Annotated in this window: 23 protein-coding genes and 2 tRNA genes; 14 read left to right on the forward strand and 11 right to left on the reverse strand. The window is 60.5% G+C overall.

Translation table 11 applies throughout. The features are described 5' to 3' along the window. The first annotated feature begins 29 nt into the window (after window positions 1-29). The 4 genes from dnaN (at window position 30) to gyrB (ending at window position 5,112) form a co-directional block, all read left to right on the forward strand. Entirely contained in the window at window positions 30-1,211 is a 1,182-nt protein-coding gene (gene dnaN, locus QP922_RS10475) for a DNA polymerase III subunit beta (protein WP_070533586.1), read from the forward strand. Window positions 1,212-1,216: 5 nt separating this feature from the next. Continuing rightward, on the forward strand, window positions 1,217-2,395 hold the full coding sequence (gene recF, locus QP922_RS10480) for a DNA replication/repair protein RecF (protein ID WP_284809387.1): 1,179 nt from the start codon (window positions 1,217-1,219) through the stop codon (window positions 2,393-2,395). Then, window positions 2,388-2,930: a DciA family protein gene (locus QP922_RS10485; protein ID WP_284809389.1), complete on the forward strand. Its 543-nt coding sequence runs from the start codon at window positions 2,388-2,390 to the stop codon at window positions 2,928-2,930. The genes recF and QP922_RS10485 overlap by 8 nt, the downstream gene beginning before the upstream one ends. Window positions 2,931-3,060: 130 nt before the next feature. Next, complete coding sequence (gene gyrB, locus QP922_RS10490; RefSeq protein ID WP_284809390.1) at window positions 3,061-5,112, forward strand: DNA topoisomerase (ATP-hydrolyzing) subunit B; 2,052 nt, start codon at window positions 3,061-3,063, stop codon at window positions 5,110-5,112. 75 nt (window positions 5,113-5,187) lie between these two features. Here gyrB and QP922_RS10495 read toward each other — a convergent pair whose 3' ends face one another. The 4 genes from QP922_RS10495 to QP922_RS10510 are packed head-to-tail and all read right to left on the reverse strand — an operon-like array spanning window position 5,188 to window position 6,614. Beyond that, entirely contained in the window at window positions 5,188-5,634 is a 447-nt protein-coding gene (locus QP922_RS10495; RefSeq protein WP_284809392.1) for a DUF6918 family protein, read from the reverse strand. A gap of 10 nt (window positions 5,635-5,644) precedes the next feature. Continuing rightward, window positions 5,645-6,085, reverse strand: a complete 441-nt coding sequence (locus QP922_RS10500) for a hypothetical protein (RefSeq protein ID WP_193628714.1) — start codon at window positions 6,083-6,085, stop codon at window positions 5,645-5,647. Window positions 6,086-6,135: 50 nt separating this feature from the next. Continuing rightward, the gene (locus QP922_RS10505) at window positions 6,136-6,396 is read right to left on the reverse strand and encodes a cell filamentation protein Fic (protein WP_070521964.1); all 261 of its coding nucleotides are present in this window, start codon (window positions 6,394-6,396) and stop codon (window positions 6,136-6,138) included. Then, the gene (locus tag QP922_RS10510) at window positions 6,393-6,614 is read right to left on the reverse strand and encodes a CopG family transcriptional regulator (RefSeq protein ID WP_070521978.1); all 222 of its coding nucleotides are present in this window, start codon (window positions 6,612-6,614) and stop codon (window positions 6,393-6,395) included. Before QP922_RS10510 ends, QP922_RS10505 begins: the two co-directional genes overlap by 4 nt. Window positions 6,615-6,693: 79 nt before the next feature. Between QP922_RS10510 and gyrA the strand changes: the two genes are divergently transcribed. From gyrA to QP922_RS10535, 5 genes are all read left to right on the forward strand, one after another. Beyond that, on the forward strand, window positions 6,694-9,279 hold the full coding sequence (gyrA, locus tag QP922_RS10515) for a DNA gyrase subunit A (RefSeq protein WP_284809393.1): 2,586 nt from the start codon (window positions 6,694-6,696) through the stop codon (window positions 9,277-9,279). A 3-nt stretch (window positions 9,280-9,282) separates the two neighbouring features. Further along, on the forward strand, window positions 9,283-9,630 hold the full coding sequence (locus tag QP922_RS10520) for a DUF3566 domain-containing protein (RefSeq protein WP_284809394.1): 348 nt from the start codon (window positions 9,283-9,285) through the stop codon (window positions 9,628-9,630). A 110-nt stretch (window positions 9,631-9,740) separates the two neighbouring features. After that, window positions 9,741-9,817: transfer RNA gene (locus QP922_RS10525), tRNA-Ile, on the forward strand. 9 nt (window positions 9,818-9,826) lie between these two features. After that, window positions 9,827-9,899: transfer RNA gene (locus QP922_RS10530), tRNA-Ala, on the forward strand. Window positions 9,900-10,410: 511 nt separating this feature from the next. Beyond that, the gene (locus tag QP922_RS10535; protein ID WP_284809396.1) at window positions 10,411-12,267 is read left to right on the forward strand and encodes a hypothetical protein; all 1,857 of its coding nucleotides are present in this window, start codon (window positions 10,411-10,413) and stop codon (window positions 12,265-12,267) included. A gap of 216 nt (window positions 12,268-12,483) precedes the next feature. Here QP922_RS10535 and QP922_RS10540 read toward each other — a convergent pair whose 3' ends face one another. Both QP922_RS10540 and QP922_RS10545 read right to left on the reverse strand, forming a co-directional pair. Next, a complete protein-coding gene (locus tag QP922_RS10540) occupies window positions 12,484-13,431 on the reverse strand; it encodes a polysaccharide deacetylase family protein (protein ID WP_284809397.1) in 948 nt (315 codons plus the stop codon). Window positions 13,432-13,544: 113 nt separating this feature from the next. Beyond that, the gene (locus QP922_RS10545) at window positions 13,545-14,018 is read right to left on the reverse strand and encodes a GNAT family N-acetyltransferase (RefSeq protein WP_284809398.1); all 474 of its coding nucleotides are present in this window, start codon (window positions 14,016-14,018) and stop codon (window positions 13,545-13,547) included. 76 nt (window positions 14,019-14,094) lie between these two features. Between QP922_RS10545 and QP922_RS10550 the strand changes: the two genes are divergently transcribed. Then, window positions 14,095-14,340 carry a ribbon-helix-helix protein, CopG family gene (locus QP922_RS10550; protein ID WP_284809399.1) on the forward strand — a complete coding sequence of 82 codons (246 nt, stop codon included), beginning with the start codon at window positions 14,095-14,097 and terminating at the stop codon, window positions 14,338-14,340. Window positions 14,341-14,384: 44 nt separating this feature from the next. Here the strand turns inward: QP922_RS10550 and QP922_RS10555 are convergent, their stop codons facing one another. From QP922_RS10555 to QP922_RS10570, 4 genes are all read right to left on the reverse strand, one after another. Further along, entirely contained in the window at window positions 14,385-16,214 is a 1,830-nt protein-coding gene (locus QP922_RS10555) for an ABC transporter ATP-binding protein (RefSeq protein ID WP_284809401.1), read from the reverse strand. Beyond that, entirely contained in the window at window positions 16,211-17,785 is a 1,575-nt protein-coding gene (locus tag QP922_RS10560) for an ABC transporter transmembrane domain-containing protein (RefSeq protein WP_284809403.1), read from the reverse strand. The genes QP922_RS10555 and QP922_RS10560 overlap by 4 nt, the downstream gene beginning before the upstream one ends. 53 nt (window positions 17,786-17,838) lie before the next feature. After that, window positions 17,839-18,042, reverse strand: coding sequence for a hypothetical protein (locus tag QP922_RS10565; protein ID WP_070669459.1), 204 nt, complete (start codon window positions 18,040-18,042; stop codon window positions 17,839-17,841). A 225-nt stretch (window positions 18,043-18,267) separates the two neighbouring features. Next, entirely contained in the window at window positions 18,268-19,158 is an 891-nt protein-coding gene (locus QP922_RS10570) for a hypothetical protein (RefSeq protein ID WP_284809405.1), read from the reverse strand. A gap of 314 nt (window positions 19,159-19,472) precedes the next feature. Here QP922_RS10570 and QP922_RS10575 point away from each other — a divergent pair, with 314 nt between their 5' ends. Continuing rightward, window positions 19,473-20,396, forward strand: coding sequence for a methylenetetrahydrofolate reductase (locus tag QP922_RS10575; RefSeq protein ID WP_284809406.1), 924 nt, complete (start codon window positions 19,473-19,475; stop codon window positions 20,394-20,396). Then, window positions 20,393-22,657, forward strand: a complete 2,265-nt coding sequence (gene metE / locus QP922_RS10580) for a 5-methyltetrahydropteroyltriglutamate--homocysteine S-methyltransferase (RefSeq protein ID WP_284809408.1) — start codon at window positions 20,393-20,395, stop codon at window positions 22,655-22,657. Before QP922_RS10575 ends, metE begins: the two co-directional genes overlap by 4 nt. A 4-nt stretch (window positions 22,658-22,661) precedes the next feature. On the opposite strand, the gene QP922_RS10585 is transcribed toward metE, so the two are convergent. Further along, window positions 22,662-23,312 (reverse strand): HAD family hydrolase, encoded by a 651-nt coding sequence (locus QP922_RS10585; protein ID WP_284809409.1) that lies wholly within the window; start codon window positions 23,310-23,312, stop codon window positions 22,662-22,664. A 69-nt stretch (window positions 23,313-23,381) separates the two neighbouring features. Between QP922_RS10585 and QP922_RS10590 the strand changes: the two genes are divergently transcribed. Together QP922_RS10590 and QP922_RS10595 are read left to right on the forward strand one after the other, a co-directional pair. Next, window positions 23,382-23,912, forward strand: a complete 531-nt coding sequence (locus tag QP922_RS10590; protein ID WP_039672975.1) for a peptidylprolyl isomerase — start codon at window positions 23,382-23,384, stop codon at window positions 23,910-23,912. A gap of 73 nt (window positions 23,913-23,985) precedes the next feature. Continuing rightward, entirely contained in the window at window positions 23,986-24,630 is a 645-nt protein-coding gene (locus QP922_RS10595; protein ID WP_284809411.1) for a rhomboid family intramembrane serine protease, read from the forward strand. Window positions 24,631-24,836: the final 206 nt, after the last annotated feature.

The following is a 24,836-nucleotide window of genomic DNA, read 5'->3' on the forward strand; positions in this document are numbered from 1 at the left end:
ATCCGCAACTAGAGGAGCGTCTCACCATCATGGAGCAGTCCGTGTCATTTCGCGTTGCCAAAGATGATCTCGCTAACGCCGTAGCGTGGGTCGCGCGCAGCCTTCCTTCGAAGGTCACCCAACCAGTACTGCGCGCCATGCTGATCACCGCGGATGACAATGGTTTGGAATTCACCGGCTTCGACTACGAGGTTTCCACCCGCGTGCGCATCGCCGGCATGGTGGATGAGCCGGGACGCATCGCTGTGGCCGGTAAGTTGCTCTCTGACATCGTTGCTTCCTTGCCCAACAAGGAAATCGAGATGACGCAGGAGGATAACAAGGTTCTGTTGACCTGTGGTTCTTCGCGCTTCGAGCTGCCGCTCATCCCGCTGGATGATTACCCCCAACTCCCCGTCTTGCCAGAGGTCACCGGCACCATTAACCCGCAGCTCTTCGTCGAAGCCATCAGCCAGGTCGTTGCCGCCGCCGGCAAGGATGACACGCTGCCGATGCTCACCGGCGTGCACATCGACATCAATGGTTCCCACGTGGAAATGACGGCAACGGACCGCTTCCGCCTGGCCATGCGCACCTTCGAGTGGGAGCCGGTATCTCCTGATGTCCAGGCCAAGCTCCTCGTCCCAGCCAAGACGCTGCAGGAGACCGGCCGTTCTTTGGACACGCACCTCAACATCCCGGTTGAAATCGCCGTGGGCACTGGTGAGAACATCGCTGCGGAAGGCCTGTTCGGCCTGCATGCGGATAACCGCGAGACCACCACCCGCATGCTGGACGCGGATTTCCCCAACGTTGCACCCTTGCTGCCCAAGACCCACAGCGCTATGGCCAGCATCGAGGTTGCTCCGCTCCAGGAAGCCATTCGCCGCGTCTCGTTGTTGACGGATCGCAATGCGCAGATCCGCATGGAATTCCGCGAGGGCGAGGTGACCTTGGCCGCAGGCGCCGATTCTGGCCGCGCCAGCGAGTCCCTTCCCTGTGCTTTCAATGGCCGTGAGGACTTCGTCATCGCCTTCAACCCGTCCTACCTCAAGGATGGTTTGGCTGTGGTTCACACGGACCGCGTGGTCTTTGGCTTTACCGAGCCTTCGCGGCCTGCGATCATGATTCCGGAGCCGGAGGAGCTACCAGCGGCCAACGAGGACGGCTCGTTCCCGACTCCGGAGACTCATTTCACCTACCTGCTGATGCCAGTGCGCTTGCCAGGCTAGGCCGTATGTATATCCGCGATCTCGATGTCAGGGACTTCCGTTCCTGGCCCGAGCTCACCCTTCAGCTGAAGCCGGGGATTACCCTATTCGTCGGCCGCAATGGTTTTGGGAAAACCAATATCGTCGAGGCCATCGGGTATACCGCGCATCTTTCTTCGCACCGTGTGGCCCACGATGCCCCCCTCGTGCGCCACGGCGCGCACAATGCCCGCATCTCCGCCACCGCGGTGAACCAGGGCAGAGAGCTCACCGCGCACTTGCTCATCAAACCCCACGCGGCCAACCAGGCGCAGATCAACCGCACGCGCCTGAAGTCCCCGCGCGAGCTACTTGGAGTGGTGAAAACCGTGTTGTTTTCCCCGGAGGATTTGTCCCTCGTGCGCGGCGAACCTGCAGCACGCCGCCAGTATTTGGATGACATTATTGCCTCGCGCATGCCACGCCTGGCGGGAGTGAAAGCTGATTATGACAAGGTCCTGAAGCAGCGCAATGCGTTGTTGAAGTCGGCGTCGCCAAGCTTGCGCCGGGGTTACAGCGACAGTGACGGTGCCTCGGCGCTGGCCACTCTCGACGTGTGGGATACGCAGCTGTCTTCCCTCGGCGCGCAGGTGATTCAGGCACGCCTGGCGCTTGTCGACGAACTCTGCGAGCACATTCCCGCCGCTTATGCCGGGCTCGCCCCGGAGTCGCGACCGGCCGCCATTGACTACAAGTCCACCGTGGACATCTCAGACCGCGAGGTTATCGAGGCCATGATGCTCACCGAGCTTGCCACGAAGCGTCAACGAGAGATCGAACGCGGCATCTCGCTCGTTGGCCCGCATCGCGACGATCTGGTGCTCAACCTTGGCACGAGCCCCGCCAAGGGCTTTGCCAGCCACGGCGAGACCTGGTCCTATGCCATCTCCTTGCGGCTGGCGGAGTTCAACCTGCTGCGCCAAGACGGCACTGATCCGATTCTCATCCTCGATGATGTCTTCGCCGAGCTCGATGCGAAAAGGCGCGAAAAGCTCGTTCACCTCGCCGCGGGTGCGGAGCAGGTGCTCATTACTGCGGCGGTGGATGAGGATTTGCCCGGAAACTTGCAGCCCATTGAACGCTTTACGGTCACAGTGCGAGATACCGACGAGGGCCGAATCTCCGAGATCGCTCCGTATACGGCGGGCGGTGACGAGGATGACTGAGCAGGAGTTCGATCCGGTCAAGGCGCTCTTCGAGCGCACGCGAAGTAATTCCAAGAACCCGCCGAAGCTCAACAAGCCGGCTCCCAAGATGAACCTGACGCCGACTCCTTCGGAGCAACAGCCAACGCCGTATCGGCGTGGCCGGCCGAGCGGACCCGATGGCCGCCGCCGGCGCCGCAGCCTCGAGATCCCTAGCCTCGGCGCACAGATTCAACGAGAGATTGGCAAACGCGGCTGGGAACACGAATTGGCTCATGGTTGGGTCATGGGTAATTGGGAGAACCTCGTCGGCGAGCGCATCGCCGCGCACACGCAACCGCTCACCATCAAGGAGCAGGTTGTCTACGTGGCGTGCGATTCTTCCAGCTGGGCCACCGAGTTGCGCTACCTGCAGCGCCCCATTTTGCAGAAGATTGCAGATCGCCTCGGCCCAGACGTGGTGGTTAAGCTGCACATTCAGGGCCCCAAGCAGCACCGCAACTATGAGGGCCGTCAATGGGTCAAGCCGCAAGGTTCGCAAGATACGTACGGCTGATTCTGGGTGACCGCGAAATTCACGCAAATTTGGGGCTCTCACGGGCGTGCAGTGCCCTTGCGTGGGGGGACACAGTGTAGAATGGCTAGAGTCTTAGATTTAGCTCTAGCCAAAAGGAGAACACGAATCCGTGGCTGAACAACACGCATATGATGCGGGGTCAATCACAATTCTGGAGGGCCTCGAAGCCGTCCGTAAGCGCCCCGGCATGTACATCGGTTCCACCGGTGCCCGTGGCCTGCACCACCTGATCTGGGAGATCGTTGACAACTCCGTCGATGAGGCGATGGCGGGCTTTGCCGACAAGGTCATCGTCACCCTCCGCGAAGACGGCGGCATCGAAGTTATCGATAACGGCCGTGGTATCCCGGTGGAGATGCACGCCTCTGGCGTTCCTACCGTCCAGGTGGTCATGACCCAGCTGCATGCCGGCGGTAAGTTCGACTCCGAATCCTATGCCGTTTCCGGCGGCCTCCACGGCGTGGGTATCTCTGTGGTCAATGCTTTGTCCACCCGCGTCGAGGCAGATATCAAGCGCGACGGCAAGCACTGGTACCAGAACTTCAACAACGCCATCCCGGATGAACTCGTGGAAGGCGATAATGCTCGCGGTACTGGTACCACCATCCGTTTCTGGCCGGACCCGGAGATCTTTGAGACCGTCGAGTTTAATTACGACACGATCGCTCGCCGCCTGCAGGAGATGGCCTTCCTGAACAAGGGCCTGACCATCGTGCTGCGCGATGAGCGCGCCATCTCTAAGGAACAGGCCGAACTGGAGGAGATCGCCGAGGCTGGCGATGCCCCAGTGAGCCTGAGCAGCCTGGATGAGAAGGGGGAGTCCACTGAGGCTGCCGACGGTGACGAAGACCAAGCGCCCAAGAAAAAGAAGAAGGAAGTCACCTACCATTACCCAAACGGTCTGCAGGACTATGTTGAGCACCTCAACAAGAACAAGACCGCCATCCACCCCACCATCGTTGCCTTCGACGTTAAGGGTGAGGATCATGAGGTGGAAATCGCGCTGCAGTGGAACCAGGGCTACAAGCAGTCCGTCCACACCTTCGCCAACACCATTAACACTCACGAAGGCGGCACGCACGAGGAAGGCTTCCGCGCGGCGCTGACCTCACTGATGAATCGCTATGCCAAGGAGCACAAGCTCCTCAAGGAAAAGGATGGCAACCTTTCCGGCGAAGATTGCCGCGAAGGCCTTGCCGCCGTCATTTCCGTCAAGGTTGGGGATCCGCAGTTCGAAGGCCAGACCAAGACGAAGCTGGGTAACTCGGAGATTCGAGGATTTGTCCAGCGCTCCGTTAACGAGCACCTCAACGATTGGTTCGATGCCAACCCGGCTGAGGCCAAGGTCATCATCAACAAGGCCGTGTCCTCTGCGCACGCCCGTGTGGCGGCGCGAAAGGCGCGCGAATTGGTACGCCGCAAGTCCGCCGGTGACCTCGGTGGCCTTCCGGGTAAGTTGGCGGATTGCCGTTCCAAGGACTCGAAGCTTTCTGAGCTCTACATCGTGGAGGGTGACTCCGCAGGTGGTTCTGCCAAGGGCGGCCGCGATTCCATGTTCCAGGCCATCCTGCCGCTGCGCGGCAAGATCCTCAACGTGGAAAAGGCCCGCATGGACAAGGTGCTCAAGAACGCTGAGGTTCAGGCCATCATCACGGCCCTGGGCACCGGCATCCACGAAGAATTCGACATTTCCAAGCTGCGCTATGACAAGATCGTGCTCATGGCCGATGCCGACGTCGACGGCCAGCACATCGCTACGCTGCTGCTGACCCTGCTCTTCCGTTTCATGCCGCAGCTGGTTGAGGATGGCCACGTCTTCCTGGCTAACCCGCCGCTGTACAAGCTGAAGTGGGGCAAGGGCCAGCCGGGCTATGCCTTCTCTGACGCCGAGCGCGACAAGCTGCTTGCTGAGGGCTTGGAGCAGGGACGCAAGATCAACAAGGATGACGGCATCCAGCGTTACAAAGGTCTGGGTGAGATGAACGCCTCCGAGTTGTGGGAGACCACCCTGGATCCGACCACCCGCGTGCTTCGCCGTGTGGATCTGGAGGACGCCCAGCGCGCCGACGAGCTCTTCTCCATCCTCATGGGTGATGACGTATCTGCTCGCCGCTCCTTCATTACCCGCCGCGCGAAGGACGTACGCTTCCTCGACGTCTAAACGCTAGGCCAAAACCCGCAAAGGCCAGTACCTCAGATGAGGTACTGGCCTTTTTTCGTCGTCAAGCGCGCGCTCTTAGACAGTGCCCATGTGGCGTTGCAGAACGCTGCCGATGGTCGCGACGTTGGGCTCCAGAATCGAGAAGGCCTTGCCACGCAGGGACTTGTAGGTGCGGGCGATGCCAGGCGCGTTCACATTCTCCGCGGCCTTGTCCGCGGTTGCCATGATGGCGGCGGTAATCTCAGCGCTGCGCCCGTCCAGGTAGGTACCGAAGTCGGACTGCTCAGAGCCTTCGAATTCCTTCCAGTAGGAATCCAGGCTATTGAGTAGTTCCGGAAGCATGTGGTTGATTCCCTTGGACAAGACCTTAGAATCTGCCTTCTTTGCGGCGGCTAGAGCGCCCTTGAAGGCCATTCCGGAAATGCCGGAGAGCGAAGAGACGGTGTCATCGGCGGCCGTGGCCAAGTCCGCCACTACGGCGTTGCGGGTAGGGGATTGGAGAAGTTGGGTGAGGTTTGTCATACAGGCGAGCTTACTGTGCCGGTGCGGTGGAGCCTGCCTTGAGCGCGGCGAGCTGGTCAGCAATCTCCGGGAAGCCGTTGGTGCGGGCCAGGCGCTCGAGGTCGAAGTCGAGGCCACCTTCGTAGAGGCGGCTGTTCTCAGAAGAACCGGAGGAGCCGGCCATCCCGATCTGGGCGGCAAACTCGTCTACCTGGGCGCGCAGCGCCGGGACGTTATCCACCACTAGTTTGAGCAGTGCTGCGGCGGCGGCGATGCTACCGCCGATGATGAGCGTCATGTCGAACGGCGAGGAACCGGTGAGGGTGGTGCCGGCTTCGCCCTGCTTGAAGTCGGGGTTTTTCTGCCAGTCATTGTCGGCGGTCTTAGCGCTCGCAGCCGGCGTTGCGGCAGTAGCGAGAGTGGTGGCCACGACACCGGCGGCGAGGAACTTCTTCAAAGACTTCGAGGGCATAGGGGGATTCCTTCCTGCAAGGGAATAGAGACTTCTTTATCATGTTTAACTTACATAACTTCTGCAACAGAAAGATAGACCTCGGCGCAAAATCGCGCGAATTCTTCATTCTTTCCGCTGAGCGCGGGGACAGAACGCAAGACCGTCTCCAGTGATTCCGCCGCCGCATCGCGGTTGCCATGAACGGCAATTCCCTCAATGGTGGCCGTGCTCGCGGCGGCCGCAGCGGCTAGCGCGGCGAAATTACTAATCCGTACCCGATGGGCCCGGCAAAACTCACGGGCGACGAGGAGCAGTTGTTCTACGTTCACCGGCGTGCGCCTCGGGCCTGGCGGATCTCCGCTTCTAATTCTGAACGCCCAGGCAGCAGCCGGCGCGCTGTCTCCTGTACGGCGGCATCGGTGAGGGTTCGCGCGGCCGCCGCAACAACGGCGCGGACCACCGCCTCGTGCTTGGAGGTTCCTTGCGCGGAAGCCAACAAGGTCAGCGCATGGTCTTGGTCCGGGGTCAGGCGCAGCGTCATAGCCATAGAGGACATGGTATCACCGTGATACCACAGCTGTGCCACAAACGGCCTTAGACGGTCCTAGAAGGTAGGATAGGGCATTATGAGCGACAATAACGGTGATCTTTTCGATCGCATCCAACCAATTGACATCAATGAGGAGATGGAGTCGAGCTACATCGACTACGCCATGTCCGTCATTGTCGGCCGCGCCCTGCCAGAGGTGCGTGACGGTCTTAAGCCTGTCCACCGCCGCATCCTCTACGCCATGTATGACTCCGGCTACCGACCGGATCGCGGCTACGTAAAGTCCGCCCGCCCGGTCTCGGACACGATGGGCCAGTTCCACCCGCACGGTGACATCGCTATCTACGACACCCTCGTGCGCCTAGCCCAGCCGTGGAACATGCGCTACCCGCTGGTCGACGGCCAAGGTAACTTCGGCTCCCGCGGTAATGACGGCCCGGCAGCTATGCGTTATACCGAGTGCCGTATGACGCCGCTGGCGATGGAGATGGTGCGTGATATCCGCGAAAACACCGTCGACTTCGCGCCGAACTATGACGGCAAGACGCAGGAACCGACCATCCTGCCCTCCCGCGTTCCGAACCTGTTGATGAACGGCTCCGGCGGTATCGCCGTTGGTATGGCCACCAATATCCCGCCACACAACCTCAACGAATTGGCGGAAGCCATTTACTGGCTGCTGGATAACCCGAATGCTTCTGAGGAAGAAGCCTTGGCTGCCTGCATGGAGCGTGTTAAGGGCCCGGATTTCCCGACTGCGGGCCTCATTGTGGGCGACCAAGGCATCAAGGATGCCTACACCACCGGCCGCGGCTCCATCCGCATGCGTGGCGTGACCTCCATTGAGGAGGTGGGCAACCGCCAGACCATCGTGATCACTGAGCTGCCCTACCAGGTCAACCCGGATAACATGATCTCCAACATCGCGGAGTCCGTGGTCAACGGCAAGATTGCCGGTATTGCCAAGATCGAGGACGAGTCCTCTGACCGCGTGGGTATGCGCATCGTGGTCACCCTGAAGCGTGACGCCGTGGCTCGCGTGGTGCTCAATAACCTGTACAAGCACTCCCAGCTGCAGACCTCCTTCGGTGCGAACATGCTCTCCATCGTTGATGGCGTGCCGCGCACCCTGCGCCTGGATCAGATGCTGAGCTACTACGTGGCTCACCAGATTGAGGTCATCGTCCGCCGCACCCAGTTCCGCCTCGATGAGGCCGAGAAGCGCGCCCACATCCTGCGCGGCCTGGTCAAGGCGCTCGACATGCTCGATGAGGTCATCGCGCTCATTCGCCGTTCCCCCACGGTTGATGAGGCACGCGAGGGCCTGAAGGCGCTTCTCGACGTCGACGATGTCCAGGCCGATGCCATCCTCGCTATGCAACTGCGTCGCCTGGCCGCCCTGGAACGTCAAAAGATCATTGATGAGTTGGCGGAGATCGAGGAGATCATCGCGGACCTCAAGGACATCCTGGCCCGCGAGGAGCGCCAGCGCCAGATCGTCCACGATGAGCTGGAGGAGATCGTCGAGAAGTACGGCGATGAGCGCCGTACCCAGATCGTCGCCGCTTCCGGTGACGTGTCCGATGAGGACCTCATTGCCCGCGAGAATGTCGTTGTCACCATCACCGCTACTGGCTACGCCAAGCGCACCAAGGTGGATGCCTACAAGGCACAGAAGCGCGGTGGTAAGGGCGTGCGCGGCGCGGAGCTCAAGCAGGACGATATTGTCAAGAACTTCTTCGTCTGCTCCACGCACGACTGGATCCTGTTCTTCACCAACTTTGGCCGCGTCTACCGCCTCAAGGCCTACGAGCTTCCGGAGGCGGGCCGTACCGCCCGCGGCCAACACGTGGCCAACCTGCTGGAGTTCCAGCCGGAGGAGAAGATCGCACAGGTCATTCAGATTCAGTCCTACGAGGACGCTCCTTACCTGGTCCTGGCCACCGAGCAGGGCCGCGTGAAGAAGTCTCGTCTCACCGATTATGAGTCTGCACGTTCCGCTGGCCTCATCGCCATCAATCTCAACGAAGGCGACGCGCTGATCGGCGCACAGCTGGTTAACGAAGGCGATGACATCTTGCTCACCTCTGAGCAAGGACAGGCAATCCGCTTCACCGCGGATGATGACCAACTGCGTCCGATGGGCCGTGCTACCGCCGGTGTGAAGGGCATGCGCTTCCGTGGCGATGACCAGCTGCTCTCCATGTCCGTGGTCAACGACGGCCAGTTCTTGCTCGTGGCAACCTCTGGCGGCTACGGAAAGCGCACGGCGATTGAGGAATACACCCCGCAGGGTCGCGGCGGCCTGGGTGTTATGACCTTCAAGTACACCCCGAAGCGCGGCAAGCTCATCGCTGCCATTGCTGTGGACGAGGATGACGAAATCTTCGCCATCACCTCTGCCGGCGGTGTCGTCCGTACCGAGGTCAACCAGATTCGCCCGAGCTCCCGAGCCACAATGGGCGTTCGACTAGTTAACCTGGCTGATGACGTTGAGTTGCTTGCCATCGACCGCAACGTTGAGGATGACGGCGAGGAAGATGCCCAGGCAGTAGCCAAGGGTGAGAAGTCCGTCGAAGACGTCAAGCCCGAGCATCTCAAGTTGGGCGAAGATACCAAGGACAATAAGGTAAAGGCCGCCGACGATAAGACTGAGGAGTAAGACATGATCGGACGAGAGCTTCACCTAGCGCGGATTTCACCGATGTCGGCTTTCCGCGTGGGTCTCGCCATGTCCCTCGTTGGCTTGGTCGCCTGGATTATCGCAGTGTGTCTGCTGTACCTCGGCCTCGACCAAGCAGGAATCTGGGATTCTCTCAACAGCCTTGTGGGCGGTGTTGGTGGAGGCTTTGAAGTCAGCTTCGGCCTTGTAGTCTCTGCAGCTGCTCTCTTCGGTGCCATTATTGCCGTACTTATGACGATTCTGGCGCCGATCATGGCTGTTATATATAACGCCATTGTTGACGTATTTGGCGGCTTCAAGGTGCGACTACAAGACGAGCCGCAGCGATAACCAAAGAAATCGTAACAGCATTGGCTTAAAACTGCGTAGGAAATGTCCATTGACCTGGCGATTTGTAATAGATCGCCAGTCCTATGTAGAGTAACTACTCGTTCCGGTACGGGCCTATAGCTCAGTCGGTTAGAGCGCATCGCTGATAACGATGAGGTCGCTGGTTCGATTCCAGCTAGGCCCACCACGGAACAATGGGGCATTAGCTCAATTGGTAGAGCATCTGCTTTGCAAGCAGAAGGTCAGGAGTTCGATTCTCCTATGCTCCACAGCATAAAAATGAAGACGCCTAGCGATGGACGCTGGGCGTCTTCATTTTTTCAAATCCACGTGCGCGTGGAAGTGGCCCAGAAGGTCAATCGGTCTACCCGGTTGATCCGGGGCTAGGTGAAGCTGATTAAGAGCGCCAGAAATGGCATGGCGTTTGCCTCCCTATCGAATGACATAAATGTAATTATTACCCGGATAGGGGTAAAATCATTCACAGCATTCACAGAGGTTAGAAATAGTTACACCAGCCTCTCTCGTATAAAACATTGTCATCTACCTGCTGATTAGCCGGTGACGGCCAACAGAGGGTTGGAAAAACTTTGGAAACTTGTTGCGTTTGACTGGAAAGAGCGACAGAACTCCGATAATCTTGCCTACAGCGACAAAAGCTGCACTACTCGTTGAGAATGTGAAGATCATTCATAAAGAACGATTGCTAGCGTCGCCCTACACGACGGTTATCGTAAGATAATTTTCACAGTCCGACCTCAACTCTCATAGGGGAATTACATGTTCAAGAACCGTGTTCGCACCGCCGCTCTCGCAGGTGCTATCGCAGTAGCCACCGGTGTTTCCGGTGTTGCAGTCCCGGCTTTCGCTGAGGACACCACCGCCACCAACATCCAGGGCGGCGGCTTCAACGAGCCGGATGCATCCCTGGCTAAGGACGTTGACGCTGAGAACGTCACCGAGGATCAGCTCCTTAAGCTCGTAGGAGCAACCCACAACTACATCGTCAACAACAACCAGTTCCGTGAGCTCTACGAAGCAGCTGCCGCTGCTAACACCGATGGTCTCGACCGCTCCGAGCAGGCTGACCACAAGGCATACCAGGCAGCCGCCAACGAGGCTACCAAGCAGCTCGCACAGGCCGAGAAGAACGTTCAGGCTGCACGCGCATCCGTAGCTTACGCTCTGCAGAACGACAAGGCTGCTGACCAGGCTTGGGCTAACTACGAAGAGAAGGCCTTCGACTACAACAACACCGTTACCAACATCATTGGCGACAAGAAGGGCACCGGCGTCGGTGACACGACCACTCCGGGTAACGACGAGTACAAGCACTTCGGCCTGCTGCGTAGCGACCTGGAGAAGGCCAACGGCGCGACCAACAAGGTCAACGATGAGCTGCACGAGTTTGCTGTGGATCCGGCCGGCAATAAGACCGGCAAGTCCCAGATCACCGACCTGCCGCTCCCGAACCTTAAGGAAATTGACCCGGAGGACTACTCCAGCGTTCAGAACACTCCGAAGGCTAACCTGATCGAGATGGAGCGCATCATCGAGGTCTACAAGGAGCGCCTGGATTACACTGGTTGGCGTGAGGCCGACAAGGCAGGCGACAACTTCATCACTCGTGACTACATCCCGATGGTGGAGACCCTGATCGCCGATGCTGAAATGCTCCTTGAGCAGCTCAAGGCTGATTCTGCTGAGCTGGAAGAGGCCCGTAAGGCAGCTCTCGCAGCTTCCCGCGAGTCCCAGAAGACTGACATCCTCGTACGCCAGGGCTTCCTGGACCAGGCCAACGCCCAGGTTCGCGTCCTGCGCGCTATGGAGGCAGAGTTCGCAATCGGTGCTCGCGAGCTGGAGCTCCGCGAGGCTGGCGACAACGCAACTGTCGTTATCGACGGTCAGCAGGTGACCCTGCGTAAGGCCTACGCAGACCTTATCGCGCACGGCCACGGTATCGTCTCCGACGCGAAGGACTACAACTACGATGTCTACAAGACTCAGATTCTTAAGGCAGAGGAGTTCAAGGCTTGGGCTACCGACAAGGCTAACTTTGACGGCAACCGTATTTGGACTCCGCAGGTTCCTGCCAACTTCGTGAACCCGGAGCGTCCGTGGGGCAAGACCCCGGTCGCAGTCTGGAATGGCGGCACCGATGAGGAGCGCCTCGCTTACCTAGCAGCCAAGGTTGCTGCACAGCAGCTGTGGTTCGGCCCGAACAACTACAACATCGAGTACGAAGAGGCCTACCGCCAGGTTGTCAACGCTGACAACGGTGTACAGAAGGAGATCGCTGACTCCAAGGCTGCTGAAGAGCAGGCTAAGGCCGACCGCGATCGCGCTGAGAAGGAAGCCAAGGATCGCGAGCGCATCGCTAACGCTCTCGAGAACATGGGCAACAACAAGGGCGGCGACAACGGCTCCGACGGCAAGGACGGCAAGGACAACGCTGGCAAGAACGGCAAGGACGACAACAACAAGAAGGGCGACAAGGGCTCCGCTAAGGACAAGCTGTCCAACAACGGCAAGCCGACCCCGCTCGCTATCTTCGGCATCGTCGCTGGTGTTCTGGCTGCAGTTGCTGCTGCCTTCCCGGCAATCGCCAAGGCTCTGAACATCAAGCTCCCGTTCTAATCCCCCGGTAGCTGATGGCACTCCGCCCCTAACGGAGTAAGCCAATAGAAGCGCCCCGCCGTAAGGCGGGGCGCTTCTTGCCTTCTGCCAGTTAACCCTTTGACTGATTCCATAGAAGGGTAAAGGCTCCAACCAAAGTTGCTGGAGCCTTCTTTTCTATATTGGTATTGCGAGTTACTGGGAGCTCCCTCGTGGTCACACTAAATCTTGTGCCACCTAGCGATTTAGGTACTGCTTTCCTGGTTCCGAGTTCGGGATGAGACGGTCGAGGCTGACGGGCTCAAATCCTTTGGCGCGTAGGCCGTCGATGACGCAGTTGGTAGCTGCGACAGTAGTGGGATGGATGTCATGCATGAGGATGATGGCACCGGGGTGTGCGCCGTCGACAGCGGCGCTGCAAACGTGATCGGTGTTGCGGTCCTTCCAGTCCAAGGTATCGACAGACCAGAGAGCTTGTGCTTGGCCATTGGCCTTGGCGGCATTGTTGACGGTGTTGTTGGTAGCGCCGTAGGGAGGACGGAGCCAGCGTGGGCTATCGCCGGTGGCTGCCTTGATGGCGGCAGCTCCTGCCTTGATTTCACCGTCAACTTGGCCGGGCGAAAGCTTGTCGAGCTCGCGGTGTGAGGCGGTGTGATTGCCCACGGTGTGACCTTCGGCCTTCATTCGGCGAAGGAGCTCCGGGTGTGCGTAGGCATTGGGTGCCAGCACCATAAAGCTGGCGTGAGCGTCCTTGGCCTTGAGGGTGTCAAGTAGTTGGTTCGTGAGCTCACCTGGGCCGTCATCGTAGGTGATGGCAACGCAGTTGGAACATGTTGCATCCGCTACGGATTGAGTCTGGTTGTTCTGTTCTTTGCGCTTGTTCGCGTTTTGGTTGTCGTTCTTGTTCGCGGACTTCGTCTTGGCCTTCGATTCGTTGGTTTGGGGGCGAGACGAGCCGGCGAAGACGGGGTTGTCTTGCAGTTCCTTTGGGAGGGCGTTGTAGGCGTCCTGTTCCAACCGGTCGATTTCCTTCTGGACATCGGGAAGCACCGGCAGTTGTGGTGCCGGGATTCCTGGTTGGGGGAGGGTGGGAAGCTCAGCTGCGGTGGCAACGCTGGGCAGTGCGGTGGAGACTGCAAGCGTGAGGGCAGCGAGCGAGTGTGTAATTATTCTGTTTCGACGCATGACAACCTTCTACGGAGACAATTCGACCCCTAATTCTCGCTCGGTTGTAGCTATAAAAAGCCTAGTGACACGCAACTAGAGTGAAGAAAGTTTACTTATGTTACGTATGGGGTTTAGCTGAAACGCTTGACTAGGACGATGTGGCCGTCGCGTTCGCTGACCGGCTCAAAGCCGAGGTGTAGGTAGAGGCGGTGGGCACGGTCATTGTCTTTGGCCACGGAGAGGGAAATGCCGGGAGCGTTCATCTCACGGGCGAGGTCCGTGGCAGCGTCGATAAGCACGGTGCCTACACCTTGGCCGCGGAAGCGAGATTCGACGGCGAGAGCGAGCTCTGGAATGCCCTCAGCCACGTGACCAAAGCCGTGGCGCTCAGCCGTGCCCCAGTTGAGCCACACACCGCCGGCGGGCACGTGTCCTTCCCAGGCGATGAATCCGCCGCGGGAAGGTTCCCAGCCGCCTAGGTAGTAGTCAAAGCCCTCCTCAAAACCATCAGGGAGTGCTTTGTGCTCATCGCCAAACGTATCGGCAAGGAAGTTGAGGCGGGCGAGGTAGGTGCGGTCGGCTTCAGTCAAGGGGAGAAGATGCATAGTTCCTATGGTAGAGACCGAAAGTATGCTCGTTCGAGACGGTGGCAGAGACAACTTTTCGTTATACGATAGTCCCATGCCTGTGGAAGTTTCAGATAAGCAATTGGATGCATGGGTCGCAGAAGCCGAGCGCGGTTATGACCCCCAGGAGTTGAAAAAGCGAGGGCGTGGACGTCCCGGAAGAAGTTCTGAGCCTGCCAAGGTCGTGGCCGTAAGGTTGACGCAAGAAGAGCTAACCACTCTTGACCGAGTTGCGGCGAAGGAAAAGGTAAGCCGGTCAGAATTGATTCGACGGGCGATCAAGAAAACCGTTTTCGCTTAGATGCGCGCTTATTCCCAAGCTGGTTCTAGTTGCCGTGCTTTCACTTAGCTGCCGTGCTCCCACTGTGCATAAGCCTTGGCGTAGCGGCCGTTTAGTGCGATGAGCTCGGCGTGGGTGCCGTCTTCCACGATTTGGCCTTGTTCCATGACGATGATGCGGTCGGCCTCACGGGCTTGGTCTAGGCGGTGGGCAACGACGAGTGCGGTGCGGCCTTCGGTGACGGCCTTGGCGGCATGTTCGAGGACCTCGGCATGCTCGGAGCCGGCTTCCGAGGTGGCCTCGTCCATGATGAGGACTGGAGGCTGGCGCAGAATCATGCGGGCTAGTGACAGCTGCTGTTCGGCTTCCGCGCCAATTTCCTCATTGCCGGCACCGATGAGGGTGTCGAGGCCCTGGGGCAGCCAACGGGAGTGCTCGTCCAAACCCACGGTGTGGAGTGCCGCCCACAGCTCTTCATCGCTGGCACCGGGCTTGGCCAACAGAAGGTCATTGCGCAGCGAGCCGGAGAAGAGGTGCACCTCTTGGGTAATGAGCGCGACGTGCTCGGTGATCCACGTGTTGGGGACGGTGGCTGTGTCAATGTCGTCGAGGCTGATGCTGCCCTGGGTAGGGTACTGCAGACCGGCGACGAGGGACGCCAGGGTGGATTTACCCGCACCGGAAGTACCCACCAGGGCGGTGGTGGTGCCGGCGGTGAGGGTGAGGGAGACGTCGCGAAGCACAGGCGCGCCACCCGGGTAGTTGTAGGAGAGGTTCTTAATGGTGATGGTGGGGGCGTGGGTGAGACGCGGGGTGTCCTGGTGGTGTCCTTCGCCGTAGGTGCTGGTGGTGCCGGCGGTGTCATCGAGGGTGGCGAGAGCGACGGCACGGCCGAGGGAGGTCACGGAATGCTGGATCTCGCCGGCGAAGAAGAGGATGTTGAACACGTGGACTTCGAGGCGCATGACGAGCAGAACCGCGGCAGTGGCTTGGCCTTGGGTAAGCCAGCCGGCCATGACCATGGGCACGGACATGGCTACTGAGCCCAGCAGCAGCACCGCGAAGGCGAGGGCGCCCTGGCCGACGATGCGGTTAATGAGCGGGACCTTGTTGCCCCAGGCCTGCACAGTGTCCCAGGAGTAGCGCTCCATGCGGGTATGCGCCCAGTCCTTGAGCGTGAACTGGCGGAGGGTTTCCAGTGCGCGGATGGTGTCCAGCAGTACGTTGTTGCGGTAGGCCTCCACGGAGGAGACTTCGTTGGCCACGGCGGGGATATCCCGCATGGTGCCGCGGATAAAGGGGTAGAGCAGGCAGCCTACCGCGATGAAGAGCAGGGCATAGGCAGGGTGGATGAACACCATCATGACCGCAGTTAGTGGCAGCATGAAGAGGGTGAGAACGAGGCGGTCACCCATCATGGAGATGGTCATCACCACGGTGTCGATGTCTTTGGACAGGCGCGTGATGACGTTGCCGGTGCCCAGCTCCATGACGGCGGGCACGGGAGCGCCGAGGGTGGAATCCAGCGCTGAGGTGCGTAGATCCACCGAGAGGCGGCGGGTGGTGGAGGTGACCAGGTAGCGGCCCAGGGTGCGGCCGGTGACCTCCACGAGGTAGCCCACGGCAATGATGATAAGTGCGCCCACCATGGCGCTGCGCCCCGTGCCGAGGACGGGCAGCTCCACGCCCTGGATGATGTCCACGACGCGGCCGAGAACTTGGGAAACCAGGTTCATCATGATGACAGTCACGGTAAACAGTCCAAAGAAGAGGGCGATGCCGAGTCTGCTGGGCGCGCTGGGCAGGGTCTTGAGGAAGCGCAGGCATTCCTGTGGGGAAGCGGGGGCGAGGGCGTCGGCGCGATCTATGGTGGCGCTCTTTTGTGCGGTGCTCATAGTTCCACCACCTCATCGGCGTTGGCGGCCCACGTGGAGGCGGATGTAATGATCACGGTGGTCTTGCCGGCGCGCAAGTCACGCACGCGCTTGGCGACGTCCGCCAGGGTCAACGAATCCAGTCCCGTCGTGGGGTTGTCGAGCACGAGGACATCGGGGTCGAGCGCGAGTGCGCGGGCAAGGGCGACGCGTTGGCGCTGGCCACCAGAAAGGTTGAGTCCGGCCTCGCCAATGGGAGCGGAGGGGAGCTCACCGTTGGGGCCGAAGCCACCGAGACGGATAACGATGTCCTCGCAGGCGGAGGCGTGGAGGGCGTCGTGAAGCTGTGCGGTGCTAGCGCTGCGGAGGGGATCGACGTTGTCCTGCAGGGTGCCCTCCAGCACGGAGATGCGGTGCGGTGGGCACAAGGCGCCGTGGTCGTTGAGGTAACGCGCCCAGGAGTCCACAGTGGTGCGACCTTCAGTGGTGGTGGGCATCCACACGTGGAGGCCGGGGGAGAGCTCGATGGGCGCGCTGGCGGTATCGGTGGTGTTGGCGGAGAGGTCACCGAGTAGTTCGCCAACGCGCTCCACGGAGGCCTGTGCCCTGGCCCAGTTCTCAGTAAGTAGGCCCAGGGAGACTCCCAACACGGTCAGTGCTGGCGGCACGAGCATGGTAATCGCCATCATGCCGCCGGGGGCAATGCGGCCCTCAAAGGTTTCCCAGGAGGTCCACGCAAGAATGCCCACGGCGAAGGCGGCGGGAACCATCTGGCGAATCCACGCCATGATGGATGCACGTTGTGCTTCCTTGAGCATGGCGGTCAGCGCGTCCTGAGCGGCATCGGAAAAACGCTGGCGGGCAATATCTTTGGCACCGAGGCCCTTAATGACGCGGGAGCCTTGCGCAAAGTCCGTGGCGAGGGAGAGTGCGGTGTTTTCCAGCTGGCGGCGGCGCGCAGCTACCTTAGTCAGCGGCTTTGCCGTGGCCCAGGACGCCAACGATGTGGCGAGCGCGCCGAGGAGGAGCGCGCAGGAGACCTGCCAGGAAATCGGGGCGAGGCTAACCATTGCGCCTAAGAGGTAGCCCACCATGACCAGCGGGAAGTTGAGGATTTGCTTGAGCTGGCCGACGTAATGCGAATCCTCATCCATCGTGTTGAGAAGCCGGCCCGGATTAATCCCGGCGGTCGAGGCCTCTAACAACTTATCCAGCAGATTAAGGCGCAGCGTGTGGGTAGTGCGTGCCTGGCTCAGATCCGTAAACGCATCCGCCGTGGCTTCGCAAATGTAGGCGATGTAGAGGATGACCGCTGTGGCCGCAAGCGGCAGGGCTACGGTGCGCCAGGAGGGATCGGAGAAGGCATACTGCGTGGTCTGGCCGATGATAACGGAGACCAACGCGCCCAGCGGGGCGTTGATAAAGGTGGCTATGAAGATGCCGATAACGCCGGTGCGCTGCGCACCGAGCAGCCGCCATGTGGCTTTAGCTGGGCGGGAGAAGTCGGTGGTGTCGGTGAGAGAAACCTCCCCCGTAGGTGGTTCATCGGGAAGGTACCACGACCACGTCTTCATGCGCGGATAGTGAGTCATAAAGACTCATCTTATTACCCCGCAGCGATGTATGGTGACTTAGATAACAGTTTTTAGGAGAGGTGGTAGTTGTCCACGTCGTAGCCGTTGAACTCGCGTTCCACGCCGTAGTCGTCAACAGAGTTGAATTGGGTGCCATTCTCAATGGCGAAGCGCAGGTTATCTACGCGGGAGGAGGGGTCGCCCGCGACGGCACCTGCGGGGAAGTAAAAGGTGTCGCCACCTTTGAGCTTGACAATGAGTGATTCGAAGCTCATGTCCTAATCTCCTTGGGGGTGCTGCTACCACTAAAACTCCAGCGCGAAAACAACGCGCGGGCACCGATCGTTGGGCAATCGATGCCAATTATCGATCGATTCAAGCAGGTCGCGCGCGCGGGGGCAAAGCAGTGAGATCAAGACAACGAAACCCTCTCCCCCAAAGTCGGGGGGAGAGGGTTCCTGAGGTGTGAGCTAGGTAGGGTGGCCTAGCTGGCGAAGGGATTAATTCTCATCCTCGGTGCGCAGGCGGTGCTTGCCTTCAGACTCGTGGTCATCGGTAATGCGGGAGGTGTCAACGCCCTCGCTGTCAGCGTTGCTGACCTCGATTTCGGTTTCCACGGCGTCCTGGATAGCGGTTTCTTCCTCGCGGTGCTTGGCCAGCTGCTCATCGAGGGAACCCAGCAGCTCCTCATCGCGCTCGACGACGCCATCCTCAGCCAAGTCGGAGCCTTGTTGCGCCGGGACCTTAGCGTCATCCTCGGTGGTGGAGGTGTAGACCAAGGTGGAGCCCTGCGGTGCAGAGGTAGACGGGGTGGTGAAGTCCTCCACGCGCGGCGGAACCTTGGATTCTTCCTTCTTCTTCTGGGTGAAGAAGTAGTACACACCACCGGCGATGGCGCCAATTGCGGCCACAAGTGCGGAGATGAGCCATACCTTTGAGCCCTTCTTCTCCTTGCCGGTGGCCTTGCGGGCCTTCTTCTGAACCTGAGCTGCCTTCTTACGGGCTTTCTTGTCTGCCTTGGAGGCCTTCTTTTCAGTCTGCTTGCGCAGCGAGGCGGCCTTCTTTTCGGCCTGCTTCTGTGCCTTGCTCAGGCGCGTGGAGGCCTTGTCCTGGGCGTCTTCGGCCGCAGCGGCTAGCTTCTCGGCGGTGTTTTCGCTGCGTTCCTTGAGCTCCTCCAGGGCGCGCTCGAGGCGGGAGTGGGCGGCCTTGGTTACGGCACCAGCCTCTCGGCGGGCCTCCGGGAACCAGTCTTGGTCGCGCTCGTCCATACGTGCGGCAGCGGTTTCAAGAACGGAGTAGGCCTCGCGGGACTTTTCCTCGCGGTAGTCCTGGAAACGGTTCCACAGGGAGGAGGCCACCTGGATGGTGGTGGACAAAGCGGTGGAGTTCATCGGGAGTGGTTCTCCTTTTCATAGCGTGTGTTAGGGGAGGAGCGGTGTTATTTCGCTGGGTACTCCCTTTCAGCGTAGTGGCGCCGGCCATGCCCCGCCACTGAGTGTGGGGAGCGCTAAGCAGTACGCCCCAAATAGACAGCTTTGTACGGATCGAGAATATTTTATTCACCTCGGGTTTTGCTAACGGTGCAGCTGGCTGGCGTAGAAAGATATCACCAATCGTCAAATGCTTCCCGTGAAAATGGACAGCTTGGTACGTTTTCATCAACAGCAACGAAGGCTTACCCCGATAACCTGCAGAGGAGGTGACCATGTCCCCGCGACTCTCCGCATCCGCGCCACTAGACCAAATCAGCGAAGATACACCTAGGCGTCTTGAGCGCACCGCGCTTTCCTTCGAAGTGATCCCGCCGCGTCACGACGCCGATGCCGCCAAAATCGACCGCCTGCTCGCCACCCTGTCCGCGTATACCCCGGACTACATTGCTGTGACCAGCTCCCAGCGCTCTGGCTGGCTAAAGGGCACCGCGGCCTTCATTGAGAAGATTTCCCGCGATACCGCGATGCGTCCGCTGGCTCACCTGGCCTGCACCGCCGGTACCGAGCAGGAGCTCGTGAACTGGATCGACACGCTTGTCGACGCCGGCGTGCGCGGCCTCCTCGCCCTCCGCGGTGACCTCCCGGAGGAGGGCATGCCCGAAGGCCACCTGCCGCATGCAGACTCCCTCGTCCGGCTTATCCGCCGCTGGGAATCCGCTCGCGTGGCGCGTTTGGCTGCGGGCCGCTTGGCGGTCGGTGTGGCCTGTTACCCCAACGGCCACGCCGAGTCCGCCACGCCGGACGAGGACATCGACGTCCTTTTGGCCAAGCAGCGCCTCGGCGCGGACTTCGCCATTACCCAGCTCTTCTTCGACGCGGAGGACTACGTCTGCTTTGCCCAGCGCGCCCGGCTGGCGGGCGTGCGCATTCCGCTCATCCCCGGGATCATGCCTATGACTAGTCGTGCTCGGGTGGAGCGAATGTGCCAGCTGTCCGGGCTGGATGGGCCGACAAAGGTCCTTGACCGGCTCGCGGCAGCGACCTCCCCCGAGGAAGAACAAGAAATAGGCATGCAGATTACAGCCTCATTGGCGCAATCCGTGCTGAACGCCGGTGCCGATGGACTGCACATCTACACACACAACAATCCTGACATTACGACTGACCTGCTGAATCGAATTGGAGTCACCCCATGACCGCATCCTTCCCTAAGGCCACGATTGAGGGCTACCCGCGCGTTGGCGCTCATCGCGAGCTCAAGCGCGCGCTGGAGTCTTACTGGTCCGGCAAGATTGACGCCGAGACCTTCGAGTCCGCCGCGCACTCCCTGCGCCTTGATACCTATGCTCGACTCAAGGAGCTGGGTCTCACTGAGGATTACGCTATCCCGGCCGACGTCGCCTACTACGACCACGTCCTCGAGACCGCGCTGACCGTGGGTGCGGTCGAGGGCGAGAGCCTCGATGACGAGTTCACCCTGGCCCGTGGCAATAAGGACACCGCGCCGCTGGAGATGACCAAGTGGTTCGACACCAACTACCACTACATCGTTCCGGAAATCACCGATGACCAGCCCTTCACCGCCCGCCCGCAGCGCGTACTGAAGATTGTGGAGGAGGCCCGCGCGGCCGGCCACACTGTGCGCCCGGTCCTCGTGGGCCCGGTTACCTTGCTGGCACTGTCCAAGCAGGCTGAGGGCGCTACGAAGCAGCCGCTCGACCGCCTCGATGAGCTGGTGGAGTCCTACCTCACCGTGTTGGAGCAGCTTGCCGACGCCAACGTGGAGTGGATCCAGCTGGCCGAGCCGGCCCTCGTTGCTGACCTCGCCGCAGCTGACGACGCCTCCCTGGCCGCCGCCCTCAAGACCGCCTATGGCCGCATCCTCGGTGCTGAGAAGCGCCCGCAGGTCTACCTGACCACGCCGTATGGTTCCCTCAACGCGGGCCTCGACGCCATTGCTGAGCTTAAGCCGGAGGCCGCCCAGGTCGATCTCTCCGTGGGCACCTTGGCGCTGGACAACTCCTACCTCGAGCGCGTCGCCAAGCTCGCCGAAGCAACCCACCTCGCCGCCGGCCTCATCGACGGCCGCAACGTCTGGGCCGCAAACCTGCGCGACCTGCGCGAGAAGCTCGAGACCCTAGGCGAGGGCGTCTCCGTGACGACCTCCGTCTCCCTGCAGCACGTCCCGCACACCGTCGAGGCAGAGACCTCCCTGCCGGTCGATGTTGCCACCTGGTTCGCCTTCGCCGACGAGAAGGTTCGTGAGGTCGTAGCCCTTGCTGCCGGCCCGCTCGACGCCCCGGACGCCTACGCACAGGCCGACCGTGCCGTGCGCACCCGCGCTGAGTCCGCCCGTACCCACAACCAGGCAGTGCAGGATCGTACCGCGCAGCTGCCGGAGGGCCAGGTCCAGCGCCAGCCGGAGTTCGCCGAACGCAACAAGGCTCAAGAAGCCCTCGGCCTGCCGCAGCTGCCGACCACCACCATCGGTTCCTTCCCACAGACCTCTGAGATCCGTGCCGCCCGCGCCGCGCACCGCAAGGGCGAGCTTTCCGACGCCGACTACACCGAAGCCCTGCGCAACGAAGTCAAGAGCGTCATCGAGCTCCAGGAGCGCCTAGGCCTGGACGTCCTCGTTCACGGCGAGCCGGAGCGCAACGACATGGTGCAATACTTCGCCGAGCTCCTCGACGGCTTCGTCGTCACCGAGAACGGCTGGGTCCAGTCCTACGGCTCTCGCTGCACCCGTCCGCCAATCGTCGTCGGCGACATCTCCCGCCCGGAGGCCATGACTACTGAGTGGGCGAAGTTTGCTCAGTCCCAGTCTGAGAAGCACGTCAAGGGTATGCTCACCGGCCCGGTGACCATCCTGGCTTGGTCCTTCGTGCGCGATGACGTTCACCAGTCCGTCTCCGCGGACCAGCTGGGTGTGGCGCTGGCTGACGAAGTCCGCGACCTCGAGGAAGCTGGCATCGACATCATCCAGATCGACGAGCCCGCTCTGCGCGAGCTGTTGCCGCTGCGCGAGCAGGACCGCAAGGCTTACCTGGATTGGGCCGTGCGTTCCTTCCGCCTCGTAGCACTTGAGGCCAAGCCGACCACCCAGATTCATACCCACCTTTGCTACTCGGAGTTCGGCCAGATTATCGACGCCGTCGCTGGTCTCGACGCCGACGTCACCTCCATTGAGGCGGCCCGCTCCCGCATGGAGCTGCTCGAGGACATCGATGAGAAGTTCCACTCCGAGATCGGCCCGGGCATCTACGACATCCACTCGCCGCGCATCCCGTCCGTGGCAGAGATGGCCGAGCTCATCCGCGCCGCTCTGAAGAACGTGCCGGTCGAGCGCCTGTGGGTCAACCCGGACTGCGGTCTGAAGACCCGCGGTTACGAGGAGACTGAGGCCTCTCTGCGTAACCTGGTCCTAGCCCGCGACGAGGTTCTCTCTAGCCTCTAGGGGTTTAAATCTCTGGATTTAAACCGTTCATCGCCGTGAGCTCACTGAGCGCGGCGATGTCTCCGTTTTTGTCCCTATCGAAGTGCAGCGCCTTGAGCCCCGCCGCTCGTGCGCCTTCGACGTCATTGGCTATAGAATCGCCCACCATGAGTGTGGAGCTTGGCTCCACGCTCATACGTCGACAAGCTTCGAGGTAGGCCTCCGGGTGCGGCTTCGGATGCTCCATTTCCACGGTGGGAAAGAGCTCTATCCCAGGCAGGTCGAGCCCGCCTGCGCGCAGCTTGCCTTCCTGCATGTCTCGTGCACCGTTCGTCAGAATGCCGACCTTGAGACCTAAACTCAGAACGTACTCCAATGCTTCCCGCGCGCCGTCCACCGCGCACCAGTGCTTCTCGTACGCAGCCAGATACGTGCTATATTCCGCCAGAGCTTCCTGTTCCGACATCTCCGGCCGGCCCAGGAACTCCCGGCAACGCTCCACTCGTTGGCCCTGATGGGTGACCTCGCCACGTTCGTAGGCGGCGAACCACTTCTTTTCTATTTCGGCAAAACGCTCCTGATGCCCGCCCGGAAGCCAGTCCTCCACAGCCGCATGCATGGCAGCGGTGTGGTCCATGAGGGTGTCATCAAGGTCGAAGAGAACAGCGCGGATCATGCTTGACACACTACGCAGATCGCTGACAGCGTCGCGCCGGAACGACGCGCTGGGCGAAATTTCCATACAATGGCAGGCATGACTCAGAAGACCGCAACTGCAACGATGCACACCAACTACGGTGACATTGTTATCGACCTGTTCGGTAACCACGCACCGGTAACCGTGGAGAACTTCATTGGCCTGGCTAAGGGCGAGAAGGACTACACTACCCAGAACGCAAAGGGCGAGCAGTCCGGCCCGTTCTACGATGGCGCTATTTTCCACCGCGTCATTGACCAGTTCATGATCCAGGGTGGCGACCCGACCGGCACCGGTCGTGGCGGCCCTGGCTACCAGTTCCAAGACGAGTTCCACCCGGAGCTGCAGTTCGACCGTCCGTTCCTGCTGGCCATGGCTAATGCCGGCCCGGGCACCAACGGCTCCCAGTTCTTCATCACCGTGGCGCCGACCCCGCACCTGAACAACCACCACACCATCTTCGGTGAGGTTACCGATGCCGCCTCCCAGGAGGTTGTATCCAAGATTGCGAAGGTCTCCACCGACCGCATGGACCGTCCCGCTGAGGACGTTGTCATCGAGTCCATCGAGATCGCCTAAGCGTTCATAGCTTTTCATCCGAGCCCGCTGCCACGACATGTGGTGGCGGGCTTGGTGCGTATAAGGAGCTTGTGTGAAGAACTATCTGAAATCAGCACCGGCCACCCTGGTGCTCATGGTCCTGTGCATCGGTGCCTGGTTGGCCACGGCCATTCAAGCCCGATCCCTCTCCACGCCCTACTATCTCAGCACCTTGGCCCAAGACTGGACGCTGTGGGGCCCTGAGGTGTCCGAGCACCCCATAACTGTCATTACCGCGGGCTTTATGCACCTCGACGCCGGGCACCTCCTGGTCAACATGGTGATGCTGCTGTTTGTGGGCAGGGAAGTAGAACGCGCCCTCGGCAGCGCGCTGTATGTGGCGGCCTATCTCGTCTCCATTGTGGGCTCATCCGCTGCAGTGCTGTGGATGGATTTCGGCACGCCCACGGTGGGCGCCTCTGGTGCTCTCTTCGCGCTCATGGGCTTGCTGATTGGCGTGTACCGCAGCCGCGGCCTAGATCTGCGAGCACCCATCGTCCTCGTGGTGGCCAATGTGATCTACAGCTTCGTGGCGGAGAACGTCTCTGTGTGGGGGCACTTGGGCGGTTTGCTCACAGGACTGCTGTTGGCACCATTTCTCTTTCGTCAACGCACGTGGCTGCGCTGGCTGGGGATATGGCTAATCGCTGTCGTGGTAGCCGTGTTGGCGGCGCTACGAGCTGGGCTTTGGGGATAACTCGGGCGTGTTATCCACGAAAACCTTTGTGCGAAAGAATTCCACATAAGTTATCCACACTGTGGATAACTACATTTTTGTAATTTACCGAACGTGTGCACCAAGATTTGCCCAGATCGGCAGGTGAATCGCGTTCGATTGCAGTTTTTAATCGCCCTGTGGGGAGCGTGAAAACACTTATCCACAGGCTGTGGACAAGGGTTGTG

Origin of the sequence: Corynebacterium sp. MSK218 (assembly GCF_030232655.1) — a bacterium.
Taxonomy (GTDB): Bacteria; Actinomycetota; Actinomycetes; order Mycobacteriales; family Mycobacteriaceae; genus Corynebacterium.